Genomic DNA, 18,776 nt, shown 5'->3' on the forward strand with positions numbered 1-18,776 from the left:
GTGGCTCACGGTGACGACGCAGTGACCCCTGCGTCCAGCTCTTACGACCCAGCCTTGGACGATTACCGCATCGGTGCCCGGGCTGGCGGTGCCTGGCAGCTCGAAGTCGTGTCCAAGTTCCTGCGCATGTGGGGCTGGATCTTGGTGGTCATTGTCATGGCAATCCACATTTTCATGGGCTACGTCGTCGGCCTGAAGTACACTGGCGCCGCCGTGACCCTGGTCGACCGCTTCGCCTACCCAATCGTGGGTGTACTGATTTCCGGCGTCGTTCTGATGCTCACCTACCGACCGCGCGTCCGAGCAAACGCTGCTGGGGTAGAGGTGCGGTCTTTTGCTGCGAGCCGCTTCTTCCCATGGCACATGGTCTACGGTGTATCTTTCCCGCCAAAGGCTCGCTCAGCACGTCTGGAACTGCCGGGCTATGACTATGTAGCGCTGTACGCCATCAATACCGGTGATAATGAACGCGCCGTGCAGTCTCTGAACGACCTGCGTGACTTGGCAGACAAATACATGCCTGAGGAGTAGTTCGTCCACAGTGGCAGACCCATCAACTTATCGACCAGCCCCTGGCAGCATTCCTACTGAGCCAGGGGTCTATCGTTTCCGCGACAATGCTGGCCAAGTCCTTTACGTCGGCAAAGCGAAGAACTTGCGTGCTCGCCTGTCCAACTATTTCCAGGACTTCACCGCGCTGCACCCGCGCACTAAACAGATGGTCACCCATGCCAGCAAAGTGGACTGGACTGTGGTGCAAACCGAGGTAGAAGCGCTCCAGCTCGAATACACCTGGATTAAGCGCTACAACCCCCGGTACAACGTCATGTACCGCGACGATAAAAGCTACCCAATGCTGGCAGTCAGCGTTGCGGAAGAATTTCCACGACTCTTCGTCTACCGCGGGCCGCGCCGCAAAGGCGTCCGATACTTCGGACCGTATTCCCACGCGTGGGCAATCCGAGAAACACTCGATCTGTTGCTGCGCGTATTTCCCGCCCGCACCTGCACAAAAGGCGTGTTCCGACGCCAGCAGCTACTAGATCGGCCGTGTTTGCTTGGGTATATCGGCAAATGTAGTGCTCCGTGCGTCGGCAGGGTTACAGCAGACGAACACCGCGAGATTGTGCGTGGTTTCACTCGGTTTATGTCCGGGCAGACCGCTTCCGTCACCAAGCAACTGCAAGGGGACATGCTCGCGGCGGCGGAAGAACTGGACTTTGAAAAAGCAGCAAGGCTGCGCGATGACCTTGCTGCCCTCGAAAAGGCGATGGAGAAGCAGGCCGTGGTGTTCGGCGACGGCACAGACGCCGACCTCATCGCCTTTGCTGCGGATGAGTTGGAAGCGGCGGTGACTGTCTTCCAGGTCCGGGGTGGTCGTATCCGTGGCCAGCGTGGATGGGTGGTGGAGACCGCTGACTCAACGGTTCCACAGCTCATGCAGGAGTTTCTGACGCAGTTTTATGGCGACAACGCCGCGCACCTAGCTGTCGATGGTGATGCCGAGACTGGCGCCGAAATGGCGGTGCCACGAGAGATTCTGGTGCAAGAGATGCCAGATGATGCCGACGCAACATTGCAGTTCCTAGAGCAACTGCGCGGCACCAAGATTGACCTGCGGGTACCGCAACGCGGCGATAAAGCCACGCTCATGGAAACAGTGGCACGCAATGCGAAAGAGAAGTTGACGCAGCACAAATTGAAGCGTTCCGGTGATCTCACCGCCCGCTCAGCGGCGCTGCAGGGACTGCAAGAGGCGTTGGATATGTCCGATGCACCACTGCGAATTGAATGCACGGACATCTCCCATATTCAGGGCACGGATGTGGTGGCATCCCTGGTAGTGTTTGAAGATGGTCTGCCGAAGAACTCCGATTATCGGCGCTACCGCATTAAAGAAGCCGCCGGCGACGGTCACAGTGACGATGTTGCCTCGATTGCTGAAGTGACGCGCCGCAGGTTCCAGCGATACCACCAAGACAAAACTGCAGTGCCTGATGAACAGGCACAGGAAACCACCTTCGTGGATGAAATGATGACCGATGTGGCGGCAACGAAGAAGTTTGCCTACCCACCGCAACTTTTCATCGTCGACGGTGGTCTGCCACAGGTCAACGCAGCCGCCGAGGTGCTGGCAGAACTCGGTATTAACGACGTCATGCTGGTCGGGCTAGCTAAACGCCTGGAAGAGATTTGGCTGCCGGGCGAAGACTACCCAGTGATTTTGCCGCGTAACTCCGAGGCAATGTTCCTCATGCAACGGATTCGCGATGAAGCACACCGATTCGCCATTAGCTACCACCGGCAGCAGCGGTCTAAACGAATGCGCTCATCTGTACTAGATAAAGTGCATGGCCTTGGTCCGCAGCGGCGCACTGATTTAGTGAAGCACTTCGGTTCGGTCGCCAAGCTGAAGAAGGCATCCAAAGCGGAGATCGAAGAAGTTCCCGGGTTTGGTCCGCGGCTGGCGGGCAGTGTGTATGACGCCCTGCATGAGGAAGATAACAATGGGTAATGTTGGGGCCATGAAAACTCCGGAGCACTTTTCTGACTCATCGCTGGTTCTCATCACCGGCGTTTCGGGTTCCGGCCGCAACACTGCCGCCAATGTTTTTGAGGACCTCGGTTGGTACGTCGCCGATAACCTACCGCCGGAACTCATTATGCGAATGGTGGAGCTTGCGTTCGCCTCTGAATCGCCAGTCGAACGCCTCGCGATTGTGACAGACGTGCGCTCCCGGAGCTTTGCCGGAAACCTCGTGGAGGTACTTGATCGGCTGCAGGCCGAAGGCCGATGGCCAACGGTGCTATTCCTCGACGCGGCCGACGACGTCATTGTGCGTCGCTATGACGCGCTGCGGCGTACCCACCCGTTGCAAGGCAATGACACGCTGCTGGCAGGCATTAAAAAAGAGCGAGAAATGTTATCCCAGATTTTTGGTCGCGCCGACATTGTCATTGATTCCTCGTCAATGAGTGTGCATGACCTGCGCCGCGAAATTGAGTCGCATTTCTTGAATAAGGAACGCAACCGGCAGAAAATCACGTTGCAGTCCTTCGGTTTTAAGCACGGCGCCCCGATGGACGCCGACTTTATGATTGATGTCCGATTCCTGCCGAATCCGTACTGGCAGCCGGAGCTGCGCCACATGCGCGGCACTGACGAGCCGGTGTCCGACTTTGTGCTGCGGCAAGATGGTGCGCAAGAGTTCCTTCGGAACTTCACCACCATGCTGGCCGGGATGCTGCCGGGGTACCGCCGCGAGGGCAAGAATTTCATTACGTTGGCTGTCGGATGTACCGGCGGGCATCACCGTTCCGTCGCGATTGTTGAGGCGCTGGCGGAACGTTTCCAAGAAGAACTCCCGATCGATGTTGCGGTGGTCCACCGCGATTTGAAGCGAGGTTAACGACTCATGCCACGCATCACCAGTATGGGCGGTGGCCATGGTTTGTTTTCCACACTCCGCGCTGCCCGAAGCCTGACCGAAAAAGTCACTGCCGTCGTCACTGTTGCCGACGATGGTGGCTCCTCTGGCCGGATCCGCCGCGAGCTGGGGCAAATCCCACCCGGGGACCTGCGGATGGCCTTGGCGGCCCTGTCCGGTACCGATGACCACGGTCAATTGTGGGAGCAGGTGCTGCAGCACCGGTTCACTGGCACAGGTGCCCTCGCTGGGCACGCTGCCGGTAACTTGCTCATCTCCGCGTTAGTGGAGGTACTCGGCGACCAGATCGCGGCGCTCGACGAAGTAGGCAAGCTCGTCGGCGTGCGCGGACGTGTGCTGCCAATGTCGCCCATCCCGCTGGATATTGAGGCCGAGGTAGTGGGTTTGGCCGATGATCCGCGCATTGTGCGGAAAGTCCGCGGGCAGGTTGCGGTTGCTACCACGCCGGGCCAGGTCCGCCGGGTGTCGCTGATCCCAGTGCAGCCGCCTGCGCAACCTGAATCAGTTGCCGCGATCATGGACGCCGATATCGTCACGCTTGGCCCAGGTTCGTGGTTCAGTTCGGTGCTGCCACACTTGCTGGTTCCGGAGATCGCGGCGGCCATTAATGACACCGATGCGCACCGCATTGTGGTGTTGAATTTGGTTGCCGAGCCAGGGGAGACCGCAGGCTTTTCGGCGGAGCGGCATATCCACATGATTGCGCGGCACGCCCCAGGTATTCAGGTCGACACGGTGCTTGTTGACGAAAATCAGCTTCTCGACCCGACTGAGCGCATGTACCTGCAGCGGTCTGCGTCTGAGCTTGGTGCGCATGTGGTGTACCACGACGTCGCAAAGCTCTCTGACACTGGGCAACCCACCGGCCGCCATGATCCGGAAAAGCTGGCAGCGGCCTTCTCGGCCATCACTGGCTTGTAGGGTTAAGGGCAGTCGATGCATGCGGAAAGGGCGAACTAGGTGACGCTGACGGCCAAAATTAAACAGGAACTTACCCAGGTTGGTACGAGCCGGGGCAGTTGCCGGTCTGCGGAAGTGTCCGTCATGATTCGGATGTCCGGCACCCTCAGTGTGGTTGCCGGGAAAATGGCTATCGAGGTGTGGGTCGATTCCGCGGCGATTGCGCGACGGCTCGCCGATGAGCTGGAGGAACAGTTCGGCTGCCAGACGAAGGTGTCGAATGCGGCGCCACGGGCGGTAGATAAGTCAGCGCAGTTGCTGGTCACGGTCACTGATGGGGCAGAAGAGGTCGCTCGGCGTACCGGTTTGATTGACCGGAGCGGCCGACCAGTACGTGGTTTGCCGCCAATGGTGGTCTCCGGCACCGTTGCAGATGCCGAAGCAGCCTGGCGCGGTGCGTTCTTAGCGCAGGGCTTAATGACGGAACCAGGACGCTCTTCTTCCTTGGAGCTGGTGTGTCCGTGCCCAGAAGTGGCACTGGCATTAGTGGGCTGCGCCCGTCGGATGGGTGTGGCAGCAAAGTCGAAGGAAGTGCGCGGCAATGATCGCGTGATTGTGCGTGATGCAGAGGCCATCGGGGCGTTGTTGTCCCGGATGGGGGCACACGCTTCGCGGCTGGAATGGGATGAATTGTCGCAGGTGCGGGAAGCACGAGCGACAAAGCATCGGTTGGCGAACTTTGATGATGCGAATATGCGTCGTTCGGCGCGGGCGGCGGTGACTGCGGCGGCACGAGTTGAGCGGGCCATGGAAATCTTGGGCGAGGAAGTTCCGGACCACTTGATGACCGCCGGGCAACTTCGTATCCAGCACAAACAGGCTTCGTTGGAGGAATTGGGGCAGATTGCCGATCCACCAATGACGAAAGATGCTGTGGCAGGTCGGATTCGACGGTTGTTGTCGATGGCGGACCGTCGTGCGCAGGAGCTTGATATACCAGACACGCATGCTGCTGTCACGGCAGAATTGATGGATGAAATCTAACCACCCTAGGCCATTTTCACCCCTGCGCCAAACCTTCACTTTGCGTACAGTGGTTCCTAGAAGCCGGGCATTCAGGTTCGGCCTCGCCGGGCGGCTAGTCCGGCCATCGAACATCCCCTAGCTTTAGGAGTACATCGTGACGGTTCGTGTAGGTATCAACGGCTTTGGACGCATCGGTCGTAACTTCTTCCGCGCAGCGCGCAAGATGAATGCAGATTTCGAAATCGTGGCCATCAACGACTTGACCGACAACAAGACGTTGGCAACCCTGCTGAAGTACGACTCCATCATGGGCAAGCTGGACGCAGACGTGTCCTTCGATGACGAGTCCATCACCGTTGACGGCAAGCGCATCATTGCTTGGGCAGAGCGCGACCCACAGAACCTGGGATGGGGCGAGAACAACGTTGACGTTGTCATCGAATCCACTGGTTTCTTCACCGACGCTGAGAAGGCTAAGGCCCACATCGAAGCAGGCGCGAAGAAGGTCATCATCTCCGCTCCAGCGAAGAACGAAGACGCAACTTTCGTCGTGGGCGTGAACAACGACCAGTACGACCCAGAGAAGCACAACATCATCTCTAACGCTTCGTGCACCACCAACTGCCTGGCACCAATGGCAAAGGTCATGGACGAGAAGTTCGGCATCGAACGCGGCCTGATGACCACTATTCACGCTTACACCGGTGACCAGCGTCTGCACGACGCACCACACAAGGACCTGCGCCGTGCCCGCGCCGCAGCTCTGAACATTGTCCCTACCTCCACCGGTGCAGCTAAGGCTGTCTCCCTGGTGCTGCCACAGCTGAAGGGCCTGCTGGACGGTTACGCTCTGCGTGTTCCAGTACCAACCGGCTCTGTCACCGACCTGACCTTCGAAGCAAAGAACGAAGTGTCCATCGAAGCTGTCAACGCTGCCATCAAGGAAGCTGCTGAAGGCCCACTGAAGGGCGTTCTGGCATACAACGAGGACCCAATTGTCTCCACCGACATCGTTGGTGACTCCCACTCCTCGATCTTCGATGCACCACTGACCAAGGTCATTGGCAACCAGGTCAAGGTTGTGTCCTGGTACGACAACGAGTGGGGCTACTCCTGCCGTCTGGTCGACCTGACCTCCCAGGTGTGCAACGCTCTGTAGGAGCGACCAAAAACTGAATACTCATCCCCTCGGGCTGGGGCGCGCCTGAGCGCGACTCCAGACATCCGAGGGGATCTTATTTTTGCTCACAGCACGAACAACACCTTGTAAAGGGGAAAATTATGTCCGTTAAGACCCTGTCTGACCTGCTGAAGGAAGGCGTCGAAGGCCGCCACGTCCTCGTCCGTTCAGACCTTAACGTTCCACTTGACGGTGACCGCATCACCGACTTTGGCCGCGTCGACGCTTCGGTTCCAACCATCAAGGCCCTCGCAGATGCTGGCGCCCGCGTCATCGTCTCCGCACACCTGGGTCGTCCAAAGGGCGAAGTGAACCCAAAGTTCTCCCTGGCCCCAGTTGCCGAGGCCCTGTCCGAACGCCTCGAAATGTTCGTTCCACTAGCTGCGGATGTCACCGGTGAAGACGCCCACGAACGCGCTAATGGCCTGAACGACGGCGATGTGCTGCTGCTGGAAAATGTGCGTTTTGACGCTCGCGAGACCTCTAAGGATGAATCAGAACGCGCTGCTTTTGCCAAGGAACTGGCTGCACTGACTGCCGACAATGGTGCCTTTGTCTCCGACGGTTTCGGTGTGGTTCACCGCGCACAGGCTTCCGTCTACGACGTTGCGAAGCTGCTGCCTCACTACGCCGGCGACTTGGTTCAGAAGGAACTGGACGTGCTGGACAAGATCGCTAAGAACCCAGAGGCACCGTATGTAGTGGTCCTCGGCGGCTCGAAGGTCTCCGACAAGCTTGGTGTTATCGAAGCGCTGGCAAACAAGGCAGACAAGCTGATTGTTGGCGGCGGCATGTGCTACACCTTCCTCGCAGCCCAGGGCTACGACGTGCAGAAGTCCCTGAAGCAGGAAGAGATGCTGGAGACCTGTAAGGAACTGCTGGAAAAGTACGGCGACCAGATTGTGCTGCCAGTGGACCTGGTTTCTGCCAGCGAGTTCGCACCGGATGCTGACAAGCAGGTCAACGGTCTGGACGGTATCCCTGAGGGCTGGTTGTCCCTGGACATCGGCCCAGAATCTGTGAAGAAGTTCGCAGAGGTACTGTCCACCGCCAAGACGGTGTTCTGGAACGGCCCAATGGGCGTGTTTGAGATGCCAGCATTTGCTGATGGCACCCGTGGCGTGGCTCAGGCCATCATTGATGCCACCGCAGCCGGCGCATTCTCCGTCGTTGGCGGCGGCGACTCGGCAGCGTCGGTCCGCGTGCTGGGCTTGGACGAAGCTGGCTTCTCCCACATTTCCACCGGTGGCGGCGCATCGCTGGAGTTCCTGGAGGGTAAGGAACTGCCAGGCATCGCTGTCTTGGAGAGCTAAACCCAGCAGAACCGAGTTGTTCTAGTATCTGAAGTATTGCCCACCTCTAGACGAAAGAGAACTGATTATGGCTCGTAAGCCACTTATCGCAGGTAACTGGAAGATGAACCTCAACCACCTCGAGGCCATTGGCGTTGTGCAGAAGCTGGCTTTTGCACTGCCGAAGGAGTACTACGAGTACGTTGACGTTGCCGTCATCCCACCTTTCACCGACATCCGCTCCGTGCAGACCTTGGTGGAAGGAGACAAGCTTCAGGTCACTTACGGTGCACAGGATGTCTCTGTGCACGAGGCGGGCGCCTACACCGGTGAAATCTCCGCAGGTATGCTGTCGAAGCTCGGCTGCCGCTGGATTGTTGCCGGCCACTCCGAGCGCCGTTCCATGCACGGCGAAACCGACGAAGTGGTTGCCCAGAAGGCCGCCGCTGCATTGCGCGAAGGCATCAGCCCAATCGTGTGCGTCGGCGAGTCCCTCGAAGTTCGTGAAGCTGGCGAGCACGTCAACTTCGTGGTTGAGCAGACCACGCAATCGCTAAAGAACCTGCGCGACACCGACCTTGCGAACGTCGTCATTGCCTACGAACCAGTGTGGGCAATCGGTACTGGCAAGACCGCTTCTGCAGCTGACGCCCAGGAAGTGTGCGGTGCTATCCGCGCGGCACTGGTGGAACTGGCGGGCCAGGAGACTGCTGACAAGATGCGCATCCTCTACGGCGGCTCCATGAAGGTCGACAACGTCGAAGAACTCATCAACGAACCAGACGTTGACGGTGGCCTCGTCGGCGGCGCTTCTTTGGACGGCGAAATGTTCGCCAAGCTTTGCGCCTTGGCAGCCGGCGATATCTCCAAGCCAGCGCCAACCGCTTAACAACTAATAACTGAATACCCACTTCCACCTCGGACGCTTGTGAAGGTGCAATGAATATCGAAACCGATCTTCTAACCGATCAGCAGGGACATTCCCTCGATGACACGATGCGCGAGGATATCCGACACCTCGGACGAATCCTCGGCGATGTCATCCGCGAACAAGAAGGCGAAGAAGTCTTCAACCTCGTGGAAAACGCACGGCAGGCCGCCTTCCGGCTGCGCCGGGGCGAATCCGGCATTGAGGAAATCTCCGAGCTGTTCCAAGACATCGACCCTGAGTCCGCAAACCCCGTCATCCGAGCCTTCTCCCACTTCGCCTTGCTGGCCAACCTCTCAGAGGACCTGCACGACGAAAGCAAGCGAGAAGCGCTGCTGGATGCTGGGGCCCCAGCACCGGATTCTTCGTTCACGGCAACCCGCCGGAAACTGCAGGAACACAACGTTTCGGCAGAGGAAGTCGCTGCAATCTTGGACAAGGTGGAAGTGGTGCCGGTGCTGACGGCTCACCCAACGGAAACGCGTCGTCGCACCGTCTTCGACTCCCAAAAGCACATCACCGCGCTGATGGCACAACGCCACGATGTTCTACAGGCGCCGCACACCGCGCGCACTCAGCAGCGTCTTGACGCAATTGATGCGGACATCTACCGCCGCATTTCAACGCTCTGGCAGACCGCATTGATCCGCCTGAACCGCCCACAAATCACTGACGAAGTGGACGTTGGGCTGCGTTACTACAAGCTTTCTTTACTGGAGACCGTCCCGAAGATTAACCGCGCCGTCATCGAAGGTTTGCGCGCAGATTTCGGCGAAAATCTCCCAGAACGCCCGGTCATCCAGATGGGTTCCTGGATCGGCGGCGACCACGATGGCAACCCTTACGTCAATAGCTCAGTGGTCGATTACGCCACCCGAAGTGCCGCCGGGGTAGTGCTGCGCTATTACCTTGGTCAGCTGCATCTGCTGGAACGGGAACTGTCGCTGTCCGACCGCCTGTCCAATGTCACCGTTGACCTCGTGAACCTGGCATCCCAAGGCCACAATGACATACCGTCGCGCGTCGACGAGCCATACCGCAAGGCTGTCCATGGCATTCGCGGACGCGTGGCCGCTACTGCCTTACACTTGCTGGGAACTGGCGCTGTGGAAGGCAATTGGGACGAATACACCCCATATTCTGACGCCGACGAACTGCGAACGGACCTTGCAATCGTCGAAAAGTCCCTGCGACAGTCCAATGACGACATCATTGCCGACCACCGGCTCAAAGACCTGCAATATGCGGTTGAATCCTTCGGCTTCCACTTGTATTCCCTGGACCTTCGACAGAATTCGGAGAGCTACGAGAATATTCTCACTGAGCTTTTCGCGTTGGGAGGAGTCTGCGAGAACTACCGTGATTTGCCAGAAGCCGACAAGGTTAAGGTCTTGACTTCCGAGTTGTCGAATGCGCGCCCACTGGTGCCGGTGGGACATCAACTCAGCGAAGTTGCAGAGAAGGAATTGGGCATCCATCGTGCAGCTGCGCGGGCGGTTCACCGTTTTGGCCGCGAAATTGTGCCGCATTCCATCATTTCGATGTGCACCTCAGTTTCCGACCTGCTAGAACCAATGATTCTGCTGAAGGAAGTTGGCATCATCGACTGCGCCAACGGCACCATCACCGGCGGCGTTGACATCGTCCCGCTTTTCGAGACGATTGAAGACCTGCAAGCTGGCGCGACTGTGCTGCGCGATGCGTGGAACCTGCCGCTCTACCGAGGCTATGTGACTAGTCGCGGTGATTTGCAGGAAGTGATGCTCGGCTATTCCGACTCCAACAAGGACGGCGGCTACTTCGCGGCGAACTGGGCGCTCTACGACGGAGAACGAGACATTGTGCAAGCCGCAGCAGATAACGGCATTTCCCTTCGCCTCTTCCACGGCCGCGGTGGCACTGTCGGTCGAGGCGGTGGCCCATCCTACGATGCGATCTTGGCGCAACCTGCAGGTGCCGTGCAGGGCAGTGTTCGAGTCACCGAGCAGGGCGAAATCATTTCCGCCAAGTACGGCACGACGTCGACGGCGACGCGAAACCTTGAGGTGTTGGTGTCCGCGACACTGGAAGCATCGCTGCTGCCGGTGGACGCGCTGGAGGACCCAGAGCACGCTTTCCAGGCGATGAAAGAGATTTCAGAGCTGTCCCAGGAAGCGTACGCCGCGGTGATGCACCAAGACCCTGGTTTCATTGCCTACTTTGAGCAGTCGACGCCGGTGTCGGAGATTGGTGACCTCAATATTGGGTCGCGGCCATCGTCCCGCAAACAGACCACGTCCATCGCGGATCTGCGGGCAATTCCGTGGGTGCTGGCGTGGTCGCAGTCCCGCACGATGCTGCCAGGCTGGTTCGGCGTCGGCAGTGCCTTGAAGCAGTGGATTGGTGACGATGCTGGCTCCGCAGAGCGCCTCGAGTACCTGCAAAGCCTGAAGGACCGGTGGCCGTGGTTCAACTCGGTGCTGTCCAATATGGCGCAGGTGATGAGTAAGGTCGACTTGCCGTTAGCCAAGATGTATTCGGAGCTTGTTGACGATTCGGAAACCGCCGAACGTATCTATTCAACAATTGAAGCGGAATACGAGCTGACCTTGGAAATGTTCCTCAAGGTCACCAAGTATGACTCGTTGCTGCAGGACAACCCTGAGTTGCAGCGTTCGTCTGCCATGCGTTTCCCATATTTGGTGCCGCTCAACATCATCCAGTTAGAGCTGTTGCGACGTTACCGCGCCGGCGATGACCGGCCGAAGGTGCGTCGCGGGATCCAGCTGACCATGAATGGTCTGGCGACCGCACTGCGAAACTCGGGCTAGAAACTCGAGCTAGAAACCTGGATTCATAACCATGGCGTGTATCATGGCTATGATTAACGTCCATATGTCCACCAACCCCGGAGGGATACCGCGTGTACCTCGCTATCCAGATCGTGCTTGTCATCTCAACCCTGCTGATGACGACCTTCATCTTGCTGCATAAGGGCCGCGGCGGTGGCCTGTCCAGCCTGTTTGGTGGCGGCATGCAGTCGAACCTTTCTGGTTCGACTGTGGTGGAGAAGAACCTGGATCGCTTCACCGTTATCACCGCAGTGATTTGGTTGGCCAGCATCATCCTGCTGCTGCTGTTTACCCGCTTCGGTTGGTAAAAGCCCCGCGGGTTGGTAAAGCTCCCGCGGGTTTTCTTCTAGTTCAGTTCACTGGCAGCGGCAGCATCAACAAACACAATGGTTGATTGCTGCCCCTGAACACCAGCAGCTGGCAAGTCACGCGCAGGCAGTCCACCGGCAATGCCCCGGACTGCTTGCGCTTTTTCTTGTCCAGCTACCAAGAGCCACACATGCTGCGCCCGGTGAATTTCCGGCAAGGTCAGCGTCACTCGGGTTGGTGGCGGCTTCGGGCAGTTCCGCACCGCCATCACCGGTGGCGCCCCCTCGGCGACTTCCGCAGTGTGCGGAAAGATCGAGTTGATATGGCCTTCGCCGCCCATGCCCAGCAGGTGAATGTCGTAGCCTTCAGGAGCTTGGTCAGCGATGACAGCTGCATATGCTGCGGCGGCAGCGTCTGGGTCATCGCCAAATTCACCATCGCTGGCCGCAATTTCATGAATCTGCGCGGCTGGAATATCAACATGGTTGAGCAGCGCCTCTCGGGCCTGCAATGCGTTCCGGTCACCGTCAGCTGCCGGGACAAACCGTTCGTCGCCGAAGAACACGTGCACCCGCTGCCAATCGATAGCTCCGGAGTCGGCGCGCAGCGCCCGCAACAAACCAATTCCGGCGCCGCCGCCGGTCAGCACCACATAGGCATCGCCTCCGCCTGCTTGTTTTGCTTCCACGACTCGGCAAAATTCAGCGCGGGCAGCGGCCACTAGGCTGTCAAGGTCACTGTGGTGGGAAAAGCTATGGGTGGTCACGGGGCAATCCTTTCGTCAACAAGCAACAATGTCGGGGGAAGGGGCGACAAGGGCAGGCTGCGCCCTTCATCTAGTCCGCAGAGTCTAGTCCGCAAGCTGGTCAGCGCGGACGAAGCTGAGGCGGGACAGGCCACGCAGTGCCTTTGCGTAGGCGACATCGGGGTCCAAGTGGCGCAGCTCCTCCGACAGGCAGTCCACATCGGAGCGGGCTGATAGTGCGATGGCTAGTTCTTCCCGGCCGGAAATCCGCTGCACAGAGGTCGTAGCGTCAACGACTTCTAGCTCGACGGTGGACTCGGAACGTTCCAGCACAATCTTCGTCACTGGCGGGGCCAAATGACCGCGCGCATCTAAGGCTGGGGCGGTCTCGCCGGTGTCGACACGGCGTACACCAATGCCGAGGCGGTCCGCGAGCCAACCGCCCGCCAAGTCAACCGACGCACACTTCGACGGGCCGTAAATAGTCACACGGGTGACTGGTTCTGCCGGTGGGAGGTCAAAAATGGAGGCGAGCACTCCGCGCCAGGATGTCAGCCGCGCCCATGCTAGGTCGGTGTCGCCTGGGGAGTAGCCGGAGCGACGAATCGTAATTGAATCATCAGTCATATCCGATTGACTGTCGGTGATGCGACGCGTTGCAATCCGCCCGATGCCCGTTTCTGCCGGGAAATCCGGCGCTCGGCATGGCCACCACGCCACAATTGGGGTGTCTGGCAGCAGCAACGGCGTCGCAATGGACTCCAAGTGGCCGGTAGCTTGCCCGCCAATCCACATCACAATCACTTCCGCGGCGCCGGCGTCACCGCCCACACGAATCTCTGCATTGAAGGAATCTGGCTGGTCCGGAGTGTCGTCAGTGATCATCACCAACACACGTGCTGGGTGCTCGCGCGATGCCTCAATCGCCGTGGAAATCGCCGTTTCGACATCGTCAGTGACGGACAGTACCACAATGAGGGACAGCACCCGCCCTGTGGTCACCTGCCCGCCGGATTCGCGCATTTCCGACAGTTGTCGCGAAATCGCCCGGGTGGTGGTTCCCGGCAATGAAATAATCATCCTGAGTCCTTAACGCCTTCGCTTTGTGACGGTTATGTTGACGGTTATGGGCGCCGCCATGCACGCCCATCCCGGGCCAACATGCGGTTGGCGGATTCTGGCCCCCACGAGCCTGCCGGATAGTCTTCCGGACGGCCACGCTGCGCCCAGTATTCCAACACTGGGTCAAGGATCTTCCAGGACAGTTCCACCTCTTCGTTAGTGGGGAAGAGGCTTGCTTCGTCAAGGAGAGCGTCCAAGATCAGGCGTTCGTAGGCTTCTGGCGATTCTTCCGTGAAGGACTCAGAGTAAGCGAAGTCCATGTTCACATCGCGAACTTCCATGGTGGAGCCAGGCACCTTCGCACCGAAGCGCATCAGCACACCTTCGTCTGGCTGCACACGGATCACCATGGCGTTTTCGTGCAGCGCAGTGGTCATCACATCGGCAAATGGCAGGTGTGGCGCGGCTTTGAAGACTAAGGCAATCTCAGTGACACGGCGACCCAACCGCTTACCGGTACGCAAATAAAACGGCACACCGGCCCAACGGCGGGAATTAATCTGCAAAGTCAGTGCAGCATAGGTCTCGGTATTGGATTCTGGGTCGAAGCCTTCTTCATCGCGCAGACCAACCACCGGCTCTGAGCCCTGCCAACCAGCGGCATACTGTCCACGCGCCGTCGTACGGCTGAATGGGAACACTGGCTCGGTGGCGCGCAGCACTTTAATCTTCTCGGTCTGCAGTTCATGCGGGGTAAAAGCCAGCGGCTCTTCCATCGCCACCAAAGCGAGCAGCTGCAGCAAATGGTTCTGGATGACGTCTCGGGCAGCGCCAATTCCGTCGTAGTAGCCGGCACGGCCGCCCAAACCAATGTCTTCGGCCATGGTGATCTGCACATGGTCGATGTAATGCGAGGACCACAGTGGATCGAATAGCTGGTTGGCAAACCGCAGCGCCATGATGTTCTGCACTGTTTCTTTGCCAAGGTAGTGGTCGATGCGGAAGACAGCCTCTTCCGGGAAGACACTGTTGACGATATGGTTCAGCTCGCGTGCGGACTGCAGGTCGTGGCCGAATGGCTTTTCAATGATGACGCGGCGCCAGCTACCGGTTTCGGATTTCGCCAGACCGCTTCGGTCCAGTTGGTTACAGACCGCGGAGAAGCTTGCCGGTGGAATGGATAGGTAGTAGCCCCAGTTCCCGGCGGTGCCACGGGTGCGGTCGATCTCGCCAAGCTTTGCGGCAAGCCGGTCAAAAGCTTCGTCGTCGTCAAAAGTGCCCTGCACAAAGTGAATACCTTCTGCTAGGCGGCGCCACACGTTTTCCCGCAGTGGGGTACGGGCGCGGTCCACGATGCAGTCGTAGACGAAACGCTCGAAGTATTCCTTTGACCAGTCACGACGGCCATATCCCACTAGCGCGAAACTAGCTGGCAATAACCCGCGGTTCGCGAGGTCATAGATTGCAGGCAGCAGCTTCTTGCGGGCTAGGTCACCGGTGACACCGAAAATCACCATGCCACCGGGACCGGCGATTCGCGGTAGACGTTTATCTTGCGAGTCACGCAGCGGGTTGAAGTCCGCTTCCTGCATGGGACCACCGCTTAGAGGATTGGTCATCGGGACCTTTCTCGAATAGAAAAACTAGCGGATCGAATTTAGCGCATTGCGGCAAGCTTGCCGTCAATCGCGGTCAGCAATTCGTCCCAGCTGGCGACAAATTTCTCAACGCCTTCGGTTTCCAGCACACGGAACACATCGGCCATATCGACGCCCAGAGCGGTCAATTGCTCGAAAATCCGCTCACCCTCCGCTTCACGCTCTGGGGTGATGGCGGCGCCGGAAACAGCCTGCTCAGCGTCGGCCACAGCCATCAGGGTGCTCTCTGGCATGGTGTTGACGGTGTTGGCTGCAGCCAGTTCCTCGACATACAAGGTGGCAGGGTAGGCCGGATTCTTCACAGAAGTCGATGCCCACAATGGTCGCTGTACCTTTGCGCCAGCTTCGGCCAGTGCCGCCCACCGTGGATTCTGCGCAGAGAACTGCTCACGGTACAAGGCGTATGCCAGCCAGGCGTTAGCCAACGCAGCTTTGCCTTCCAACGCCTTGGCTTCCTCGGTGCCGATGGCGGCAAGGCGCTTGTCCACTTCGGAGTCCACGCGGGAAACGAAGAAGGACGCAACGGAGTGGATGGCGGACAGGTTCAGGTCAGCAGCCTTCGCCTTCTCGAGGCCGGAAATGTAGGCCTCGATGACTTCCCGGTAGCGTTCCACGGAGAAGATGAGGGTGACGTTGACGTTAATGCCCTCGGAGATTGCAGTTTCGATCGCTGGGATGGATTCCGGGGTTGCTGGAATCTTGATCAGCACGTTTTCACGGCCGACGCGAGCGACGAGGTCTCGTGCTTGGGAAATGGTTTTGTCGTAGTCAGCTGCGTAGCGTGGGTCCACTTCAATAGACACGCGGCCATCGACACCATCAGTGGCAGTAGCTACTGGTGCGAACACGTCGCAGGCGTCGCGAACATCGTCAATGGCCATGGTGAAGACGGCTTCAGCAGCGTCAGCACCGGTGGCGGCGAGTTCAGCCAGCTGCTCTTCGTACTCGCTGCCTTTGGTCATGGCGGTGGCGAAGATTGCTGGGTTCGTGGTCACACCGACCACAGCCAGTTCGTCGATAAGCTGCTGCAAGTTACCGGATTGGATCCGTTGGCGGGACAAGTCATCCAGCCACGTGGAGGTTCCGGCTGCGGAAAGGGCGGTAACGTTTGCGTTAGTCATCAGTGTCATCTTTCGCGTCAAGACGGGGCCGACGATGCGGCGGGACACACCCATCGTATACGCCCCGTCAGACAGACACCGACGCAACTTACAGACCTAGGTTTTACCTAGGTCGCGGCTTACTTCGCCAAGCTGCGGTGCGCAGCGTCAACGACAGCCTGTGCGGTGAATCCGAACTTCTCGAAGAGCTCACCAGCTGGTGCCGATGCACCAAAGTGCTCAATCGATACAGCTTCGCCGCGGTTGCCCAGCCAGCGGTACCACGGCATCGCGATACCAGCTTCAACGGACACACGAGCAGTCACAGCTGCTGGCAGCACAGATTCGATGTACTCAGCGTCCTGCTGCTCAAACCAGTCCAGCGACGGCACAGACACAACACGGGTAGCGGTGCCTTCAGCTTCCAAGGTTTCAGCCGCAGCAACGGCGTACTGCACCTCGGAGCCGGTTGCCATCACGATAAGGTCCGGGGTCGCCTTCGAACCTTCAACCAGTACGTAGGCGCCGCGGCGGACACCTTCAGCGGCCTTGTCCTTGGTTCCTTCCAGCACAGGCACATTCTGGCGAGTCAGCGCCAAGCCCTTTGGTCCTTCTGGGCCGTCGATGCAGGCTGCCCAAGCGGCGATGGTTTCATTCGCGTCGGCTGGGCGCAGCATGGTCATGTTCGGGATGGCACGCAGCGCAGCTAGGTGCTCGATCGGCTGGTGGGTCGGGCCGTCTTCACCAAGGCCGATGGAGTCGTGGGTCCACACGTAGGTAGGGGAGACGTTCATCAGCGCAGCCAACCGTACCGCCGGACGCATGTAGTCCGAGAACACGAGGAATGTACCGCAGTAGGCGCGGGTAGGGCCGTGCAGTTCAATACCGTTGACGACTGCGCCCATGGCGTGCTCGCGGATACCGAAGTGCAGGTTACGACCGAATGGTTCAGCGGACCACGTGTCAGTGGAGATAGTCTGTGGACCGAAGCTCTTCGCACCCTTGATCACGGTGTTGTTCGAACCTGCCAGGTCAGCGGAGCCGCCCCAGAGTTCCGGCAGCTTCGCGGCCAGCGCCTGAATAGCTGCTTCCGAAGCCTTACGGGTGGCCACGCCCTTCGGGTCAGCGTCGTAGCTTGGCAGTTCCGCATCCCAATCAGCTGGGAGCTCACCTGCGTACAAGCGGTCAAACAGCTCCTTGCGCTCTGGGTTGTCAGCAGCCCACGCATCGAAGCTTTCCTGCCACTCAGCGCGCGCAGCAGCAGCACGCTCTGCCAGCGCACGAGTGTGCTTAATGACGTCGTCGGCAACGAAGAAGGTTTCAGCTGGATCGAAGCCGAGGCCTTCCTTGGCGCGGGCTACTTCATCCTCACCCAGCGCAGCGCCGTGCGATGCACCGGTGTTGGCCATGGTTGGTGCTGGCCATGCGATAACGGTGCGCAGACGAATGAACGTTGGGCGAGTCGGGTCAGCCTTCGCCTCTTCAATAGCCTTCTCAATGGCGACAATGTCTTCGCCACCTTCAATTTCGATGACCTGCCAGCCGTAGGCACGGTAGCGGGCAGCAACATCTTCATTGAAGGCAATGTCCGTGTGGTCCTCAATGGAGATGCGGTTGTCATCCCAGAACACAATCAGGTTGCCCAGCTGCTGGGTACCCGCCAGGGATGCAGCTTCAGCGGTGATGCCTTCTTGGACGTCGCCGTCAGAAGCGATGACGTAAATGAAGTGGTCGAATGGCGACTTGCCTGGGCCTGGTTCTGGGTCAAACAGGCCGCGTTCGCGACGCGCTGCCATCGCCATGCCGGTGGCGGTGGCGAGGCCCTGGCCGAGTGGGCCGGTGGTCATTTCGACGTGATCAGTGTGACCATATTCTGGGTGACCTGGGGTAAGGGAACCCCAGGTACGCAGTGCCTTCAGGTCGTCTAGTTCCAGACCGAAACCGCCAAGGTACAGCTGGATGTACTGGGTGAGGGAGGTGTGTCCGCAGGAGAGAATGAATCGGTCCCGGCCAACCCATTTCTGGTCGGTTGGGTCCAGACGCATTGCACGCTGATACAGGGTGTAGGCCAGTGGCGCGAGGGACATTGCGGTGCCTGGGTGGCCGGAGCCGCACTTTTGCACTGCATCTGCCGCCAGGAAGCGGGCAGTGTTTACAGCTTGGGTGTCTAGGTCAGTCCAATCAGCTGGGTGGTTCGGCTTTGTCAGCGCCTCAAGCTCTGGGGTCAGATGCACTGTCTGTTCTCCTTATCAACAGCGGACATTTCGTTTCCTAGTTTAGGCCACGGCATGGCGAG

At 58.9% G+C, this 18,776-nt stretch carries 15 protein-coding genes; 10 read left to right on the forward strand and 5 right to left on the reverse strand.

What is annotated here, in order from left to right; genetic code table 11:
- From A3EC_RS0104480 to secG, 10 genes are all read left to right on the forward strand, one after another.
- Window positions 1-531, forward strand: coding sequence for a PH domain-containing protein (locus A3EC_RS0104480; RefSeq protein WP_018023977.1), 531 nt, complete (start codon window positions 1-3; stop codon window positions 529-531).
- Between the two features lie 10 nt (window positions 532-541).
- On the forward strand, window positions 542-2,515 hold the full coding sequence (gene uvrC, locus A3EC_RS0104485) for an excinuclease ABC subunit UvrC (protein ID WP_018023978.1): 1,974 nt from the start codon (window positions 542-544) through the stop codon (window positions 2,513-2,515).
- Window positions 2,508-3,410 (forward strand): RNase adapter RapZ, encoded by a 903-nt coding sequence (gene rapZ / locus A3EC_RS0104490; protein ID WP_018023979.1) that lies wholly within the window; start codon window positions 2,508-2,510, stop codon window positions 3,408-3,410. Before uvrC ends, rapZ begins: the two co-directional genes overlap by 8 nt.
- A 6-nt stretch (window positions 3,411-3,416) precedes the next feature.
- Window positions 3,417-4,370: a gluconeogenesis factor YvcK family protein gene (locus A3EC_RS0104495; RefSeq protein ID WP_018023980.1), complete on the forward strand. Its 954-nt coding sequence runs from the start codon at window positions 3,417-3,419 to the stop codon at window positions 4,368-4,370.
- A gap of 39 nt (window positions 4,371-4,409) precedes the next feature.
- Entirely contained in the window at window positions 4,410-5,393 is a 984-nt protein-coding gene (gene whiA, locus A3EC_RS0104500) for a DNA-binding protein WhiA (protein WP_026162209.1), read from the forward strand.
- Window positions 5,394-5,529: 136 nt separating this feature from the next.
- On the forward strand, window positions 5,530-6,534 hold the full coding sequence (gene gap, locus A3EC_RS0104505; RefSeq protein WP_018023982.1) for a type I glyceraldehyde-3-phosphate dehydrogenase: 1,005 nt from the start codon (window positions 5,530-5,532) through the stop codon (window positions 6,532-6,534).
- 122 nt (window positions 6,535-6,656) lie between these two features.
- Entirely contained in the window at window positions 6,657-7,868 is a 1,212-nt protein-coding gene (locus A3EC_RS0104510) for a phosphoglycerate kinase (RefSeq protein ID WP_018023983.1), read from the forward strand.
- A gap of 67 nt (window positions 7,869-7,935) precedes the next feature.
- On the forward strand, window positions 7,936-8,736 hold the full coding sequence (gene tpiA / locus A3EC_RS0104515) for a triose-phosphate isomerase (protein ID WP_018023984.1): 801 nt from the start codon (window positions 7,936-7,938) through the stop codon (window positions 8,734-8,736).
- A 50-nt stretch (window positions 8,737-8,786) separates the two neighbouring features.
- Window positions 8,787-11,585 carry a phosphoenolpyruvate carboxylase gene (ppc, locus tag A3EC_RS0104520; RefSeq protein ID WP_018023985.1) on the forward strand — a complete coding sequence of 933 codons (2,799 nt, stop codon included), beginning with the start codon at window positions 8,787-8,789 and terminating at the stop codon, window positions 11,583-11,585.
- A gap of 92 nt (window positions 11,586-11,677) precedes the next feature.
- The gene (secG, locus tag A3EC_RS0104525) at window positions 11,678-11,914 is read left to right on the forward strand and encodes a preprotein translocase subunit SecG (protein WP_018023986.1); all 237 of its coding nucleotides are present in this window, start codon (window positions 11,678-11,680) and stop codon (window positions 11,912-11,914) included.
- Between the two features lie 38 nt (window positions 11,915-11,952).
- On the opposite strand, the gene pgl is transcribed toward secG, so the two are convergent.
- From pgl to tkt, 5 genes are all read right to left on the reverse strand, one after another.
- On the reverse strand, window positions 11,953-12,681 hold the full coding sequence (gene pgl, locus A3EC_RS0104530; protein WP_018023987.1) for a 6-phosphogluconolactonase: 729 nt from the start codon (window positions 12,679-12,681) through the stop codon (window positions 11,953-11,955).
- An 84-nt stretch (window positions 12,682-12,765) separates the two neighbouring features.
- Complete coding sequence (locus tag A3EC_RS0104535) at window positions 12,766-13,740, reverse strand: glucose-6-phosphate dehydrogenase assembly protein OpcA (protein WP_018023988.1); 975 nt, start codon at window positions 13,738-13,740, stop codon at window positions 12,766-12,768.
- A gap of 44 nt (window positions 13,741-13,784) precedes the next feature.
- Window positions 13,785-15,341, reverse strand: coding sequence for a glucose-6-phosphate dehydrogenase (zwf, locus tag A3EC_RS0104540; RefSeq protein ID WP_051060987.1), 1,557 nt, complete (start codon window positions 15,339-15,341; stop codon window positions 13,785-13,787).
- A gap of 38 nt (window positions 15,342-15,379) precedes the next feature.
- Window positions 15,380-16,501 (reverse strand): transaldolase, encoded by a 1,122-nt coding sequence (gene tal / locus A3EC_RS0104545; RefSeq protein ID WP_040428111.1) that lies wholly within the window; start codon window positions 16,499-16,501, stop codon window positions 15,380-15,382.
- A 119-nt stretch (window positions 16,502-16,620) separates the two neighbouring features.
- Window positions 16,621-18,714, reverse strand: coding sequence for a transketolase (gene tkt, locus A3EC_RS0104550; protein ID WP_018023991.1), 2,094 nt, complete (start codon window positions 18,712-18,714; stop codon window positions 16,621-16,623).
- Between the last annotated feature and the right edge of the window lie 62 nt (window positions 18,715-18,776).

Origin of the sequence: Corynebacterium ulceribovis DSM 45146 (genome assembly GCF_000372445.1) — a bacterium.
GTDB lineage: Bacteria > Actinomycetota > Actinomycetes > Mycobacteriales > Mycobacteriaceae > Corynebacterium > Corynebacterium ulceribovis.

What these genes read in the sequence shown, in the direction of transcription:
- rapZ (WP_018023979.1), top strand. Translation starts at nt 2,508, where the DNA reads ATGGGTAATGTTGGGGCCATGAAAACTCCGGAGCACTTTTCTGACTCA.
- A3EC_RS0104495 (WP_018023980.1), top strand. Translation starts at nt 3,417, where the DNA reads ATGCCACGCATCACCAGTATGGGCGGTGGCCATGGTTTGTTTTCCACA.
- A3EC_RS0104510 (WP_018023983.1), top strand. Translation starts at nt 6,657, where the DNA reads ATGTCCGTTAAGACCCTGTCTGACCTGCTGAAGGAAGGCGTCGAAGGC.
- tpiA (WP_018023984.1), top strand. Translation starts at nt 7,936, where the DNA reads ATGGCTCGTAAGCCACTTATCGCAGGTAACTGGAAGATGAACCTCAAC.
- ppc (WP_018023985.1), top strand. Translation starts at nt 8,787, where the DNA reads ATGAATATCGAAACCGATCTTCTAACCGATCAGCAGGGACATTCCCTC.
- A3EC_RS0104535 (WP_018023988.1), bottom strand. Translation starts at nt 13,740, where the DNA reads ATGATTATTTCATTGCCGGGAACCACCACCCGGGCGATTTCGCGACAA.
- zwf (WP_051060987.1), bottom strand. Translation starts at nt 15,341, where the DNA reads ATGACCAATCCTCTAAGCGGTGGTCCCATGCAGGAAGCGGACTTCAAC.
- tal (WP_040428111.1), bottom strand. Translation starts at nt 16,501, where the DNA reads ATGACTAACGCAAACGTTACCGCCCTTTCCGCAGCCGGAACCTCCACG.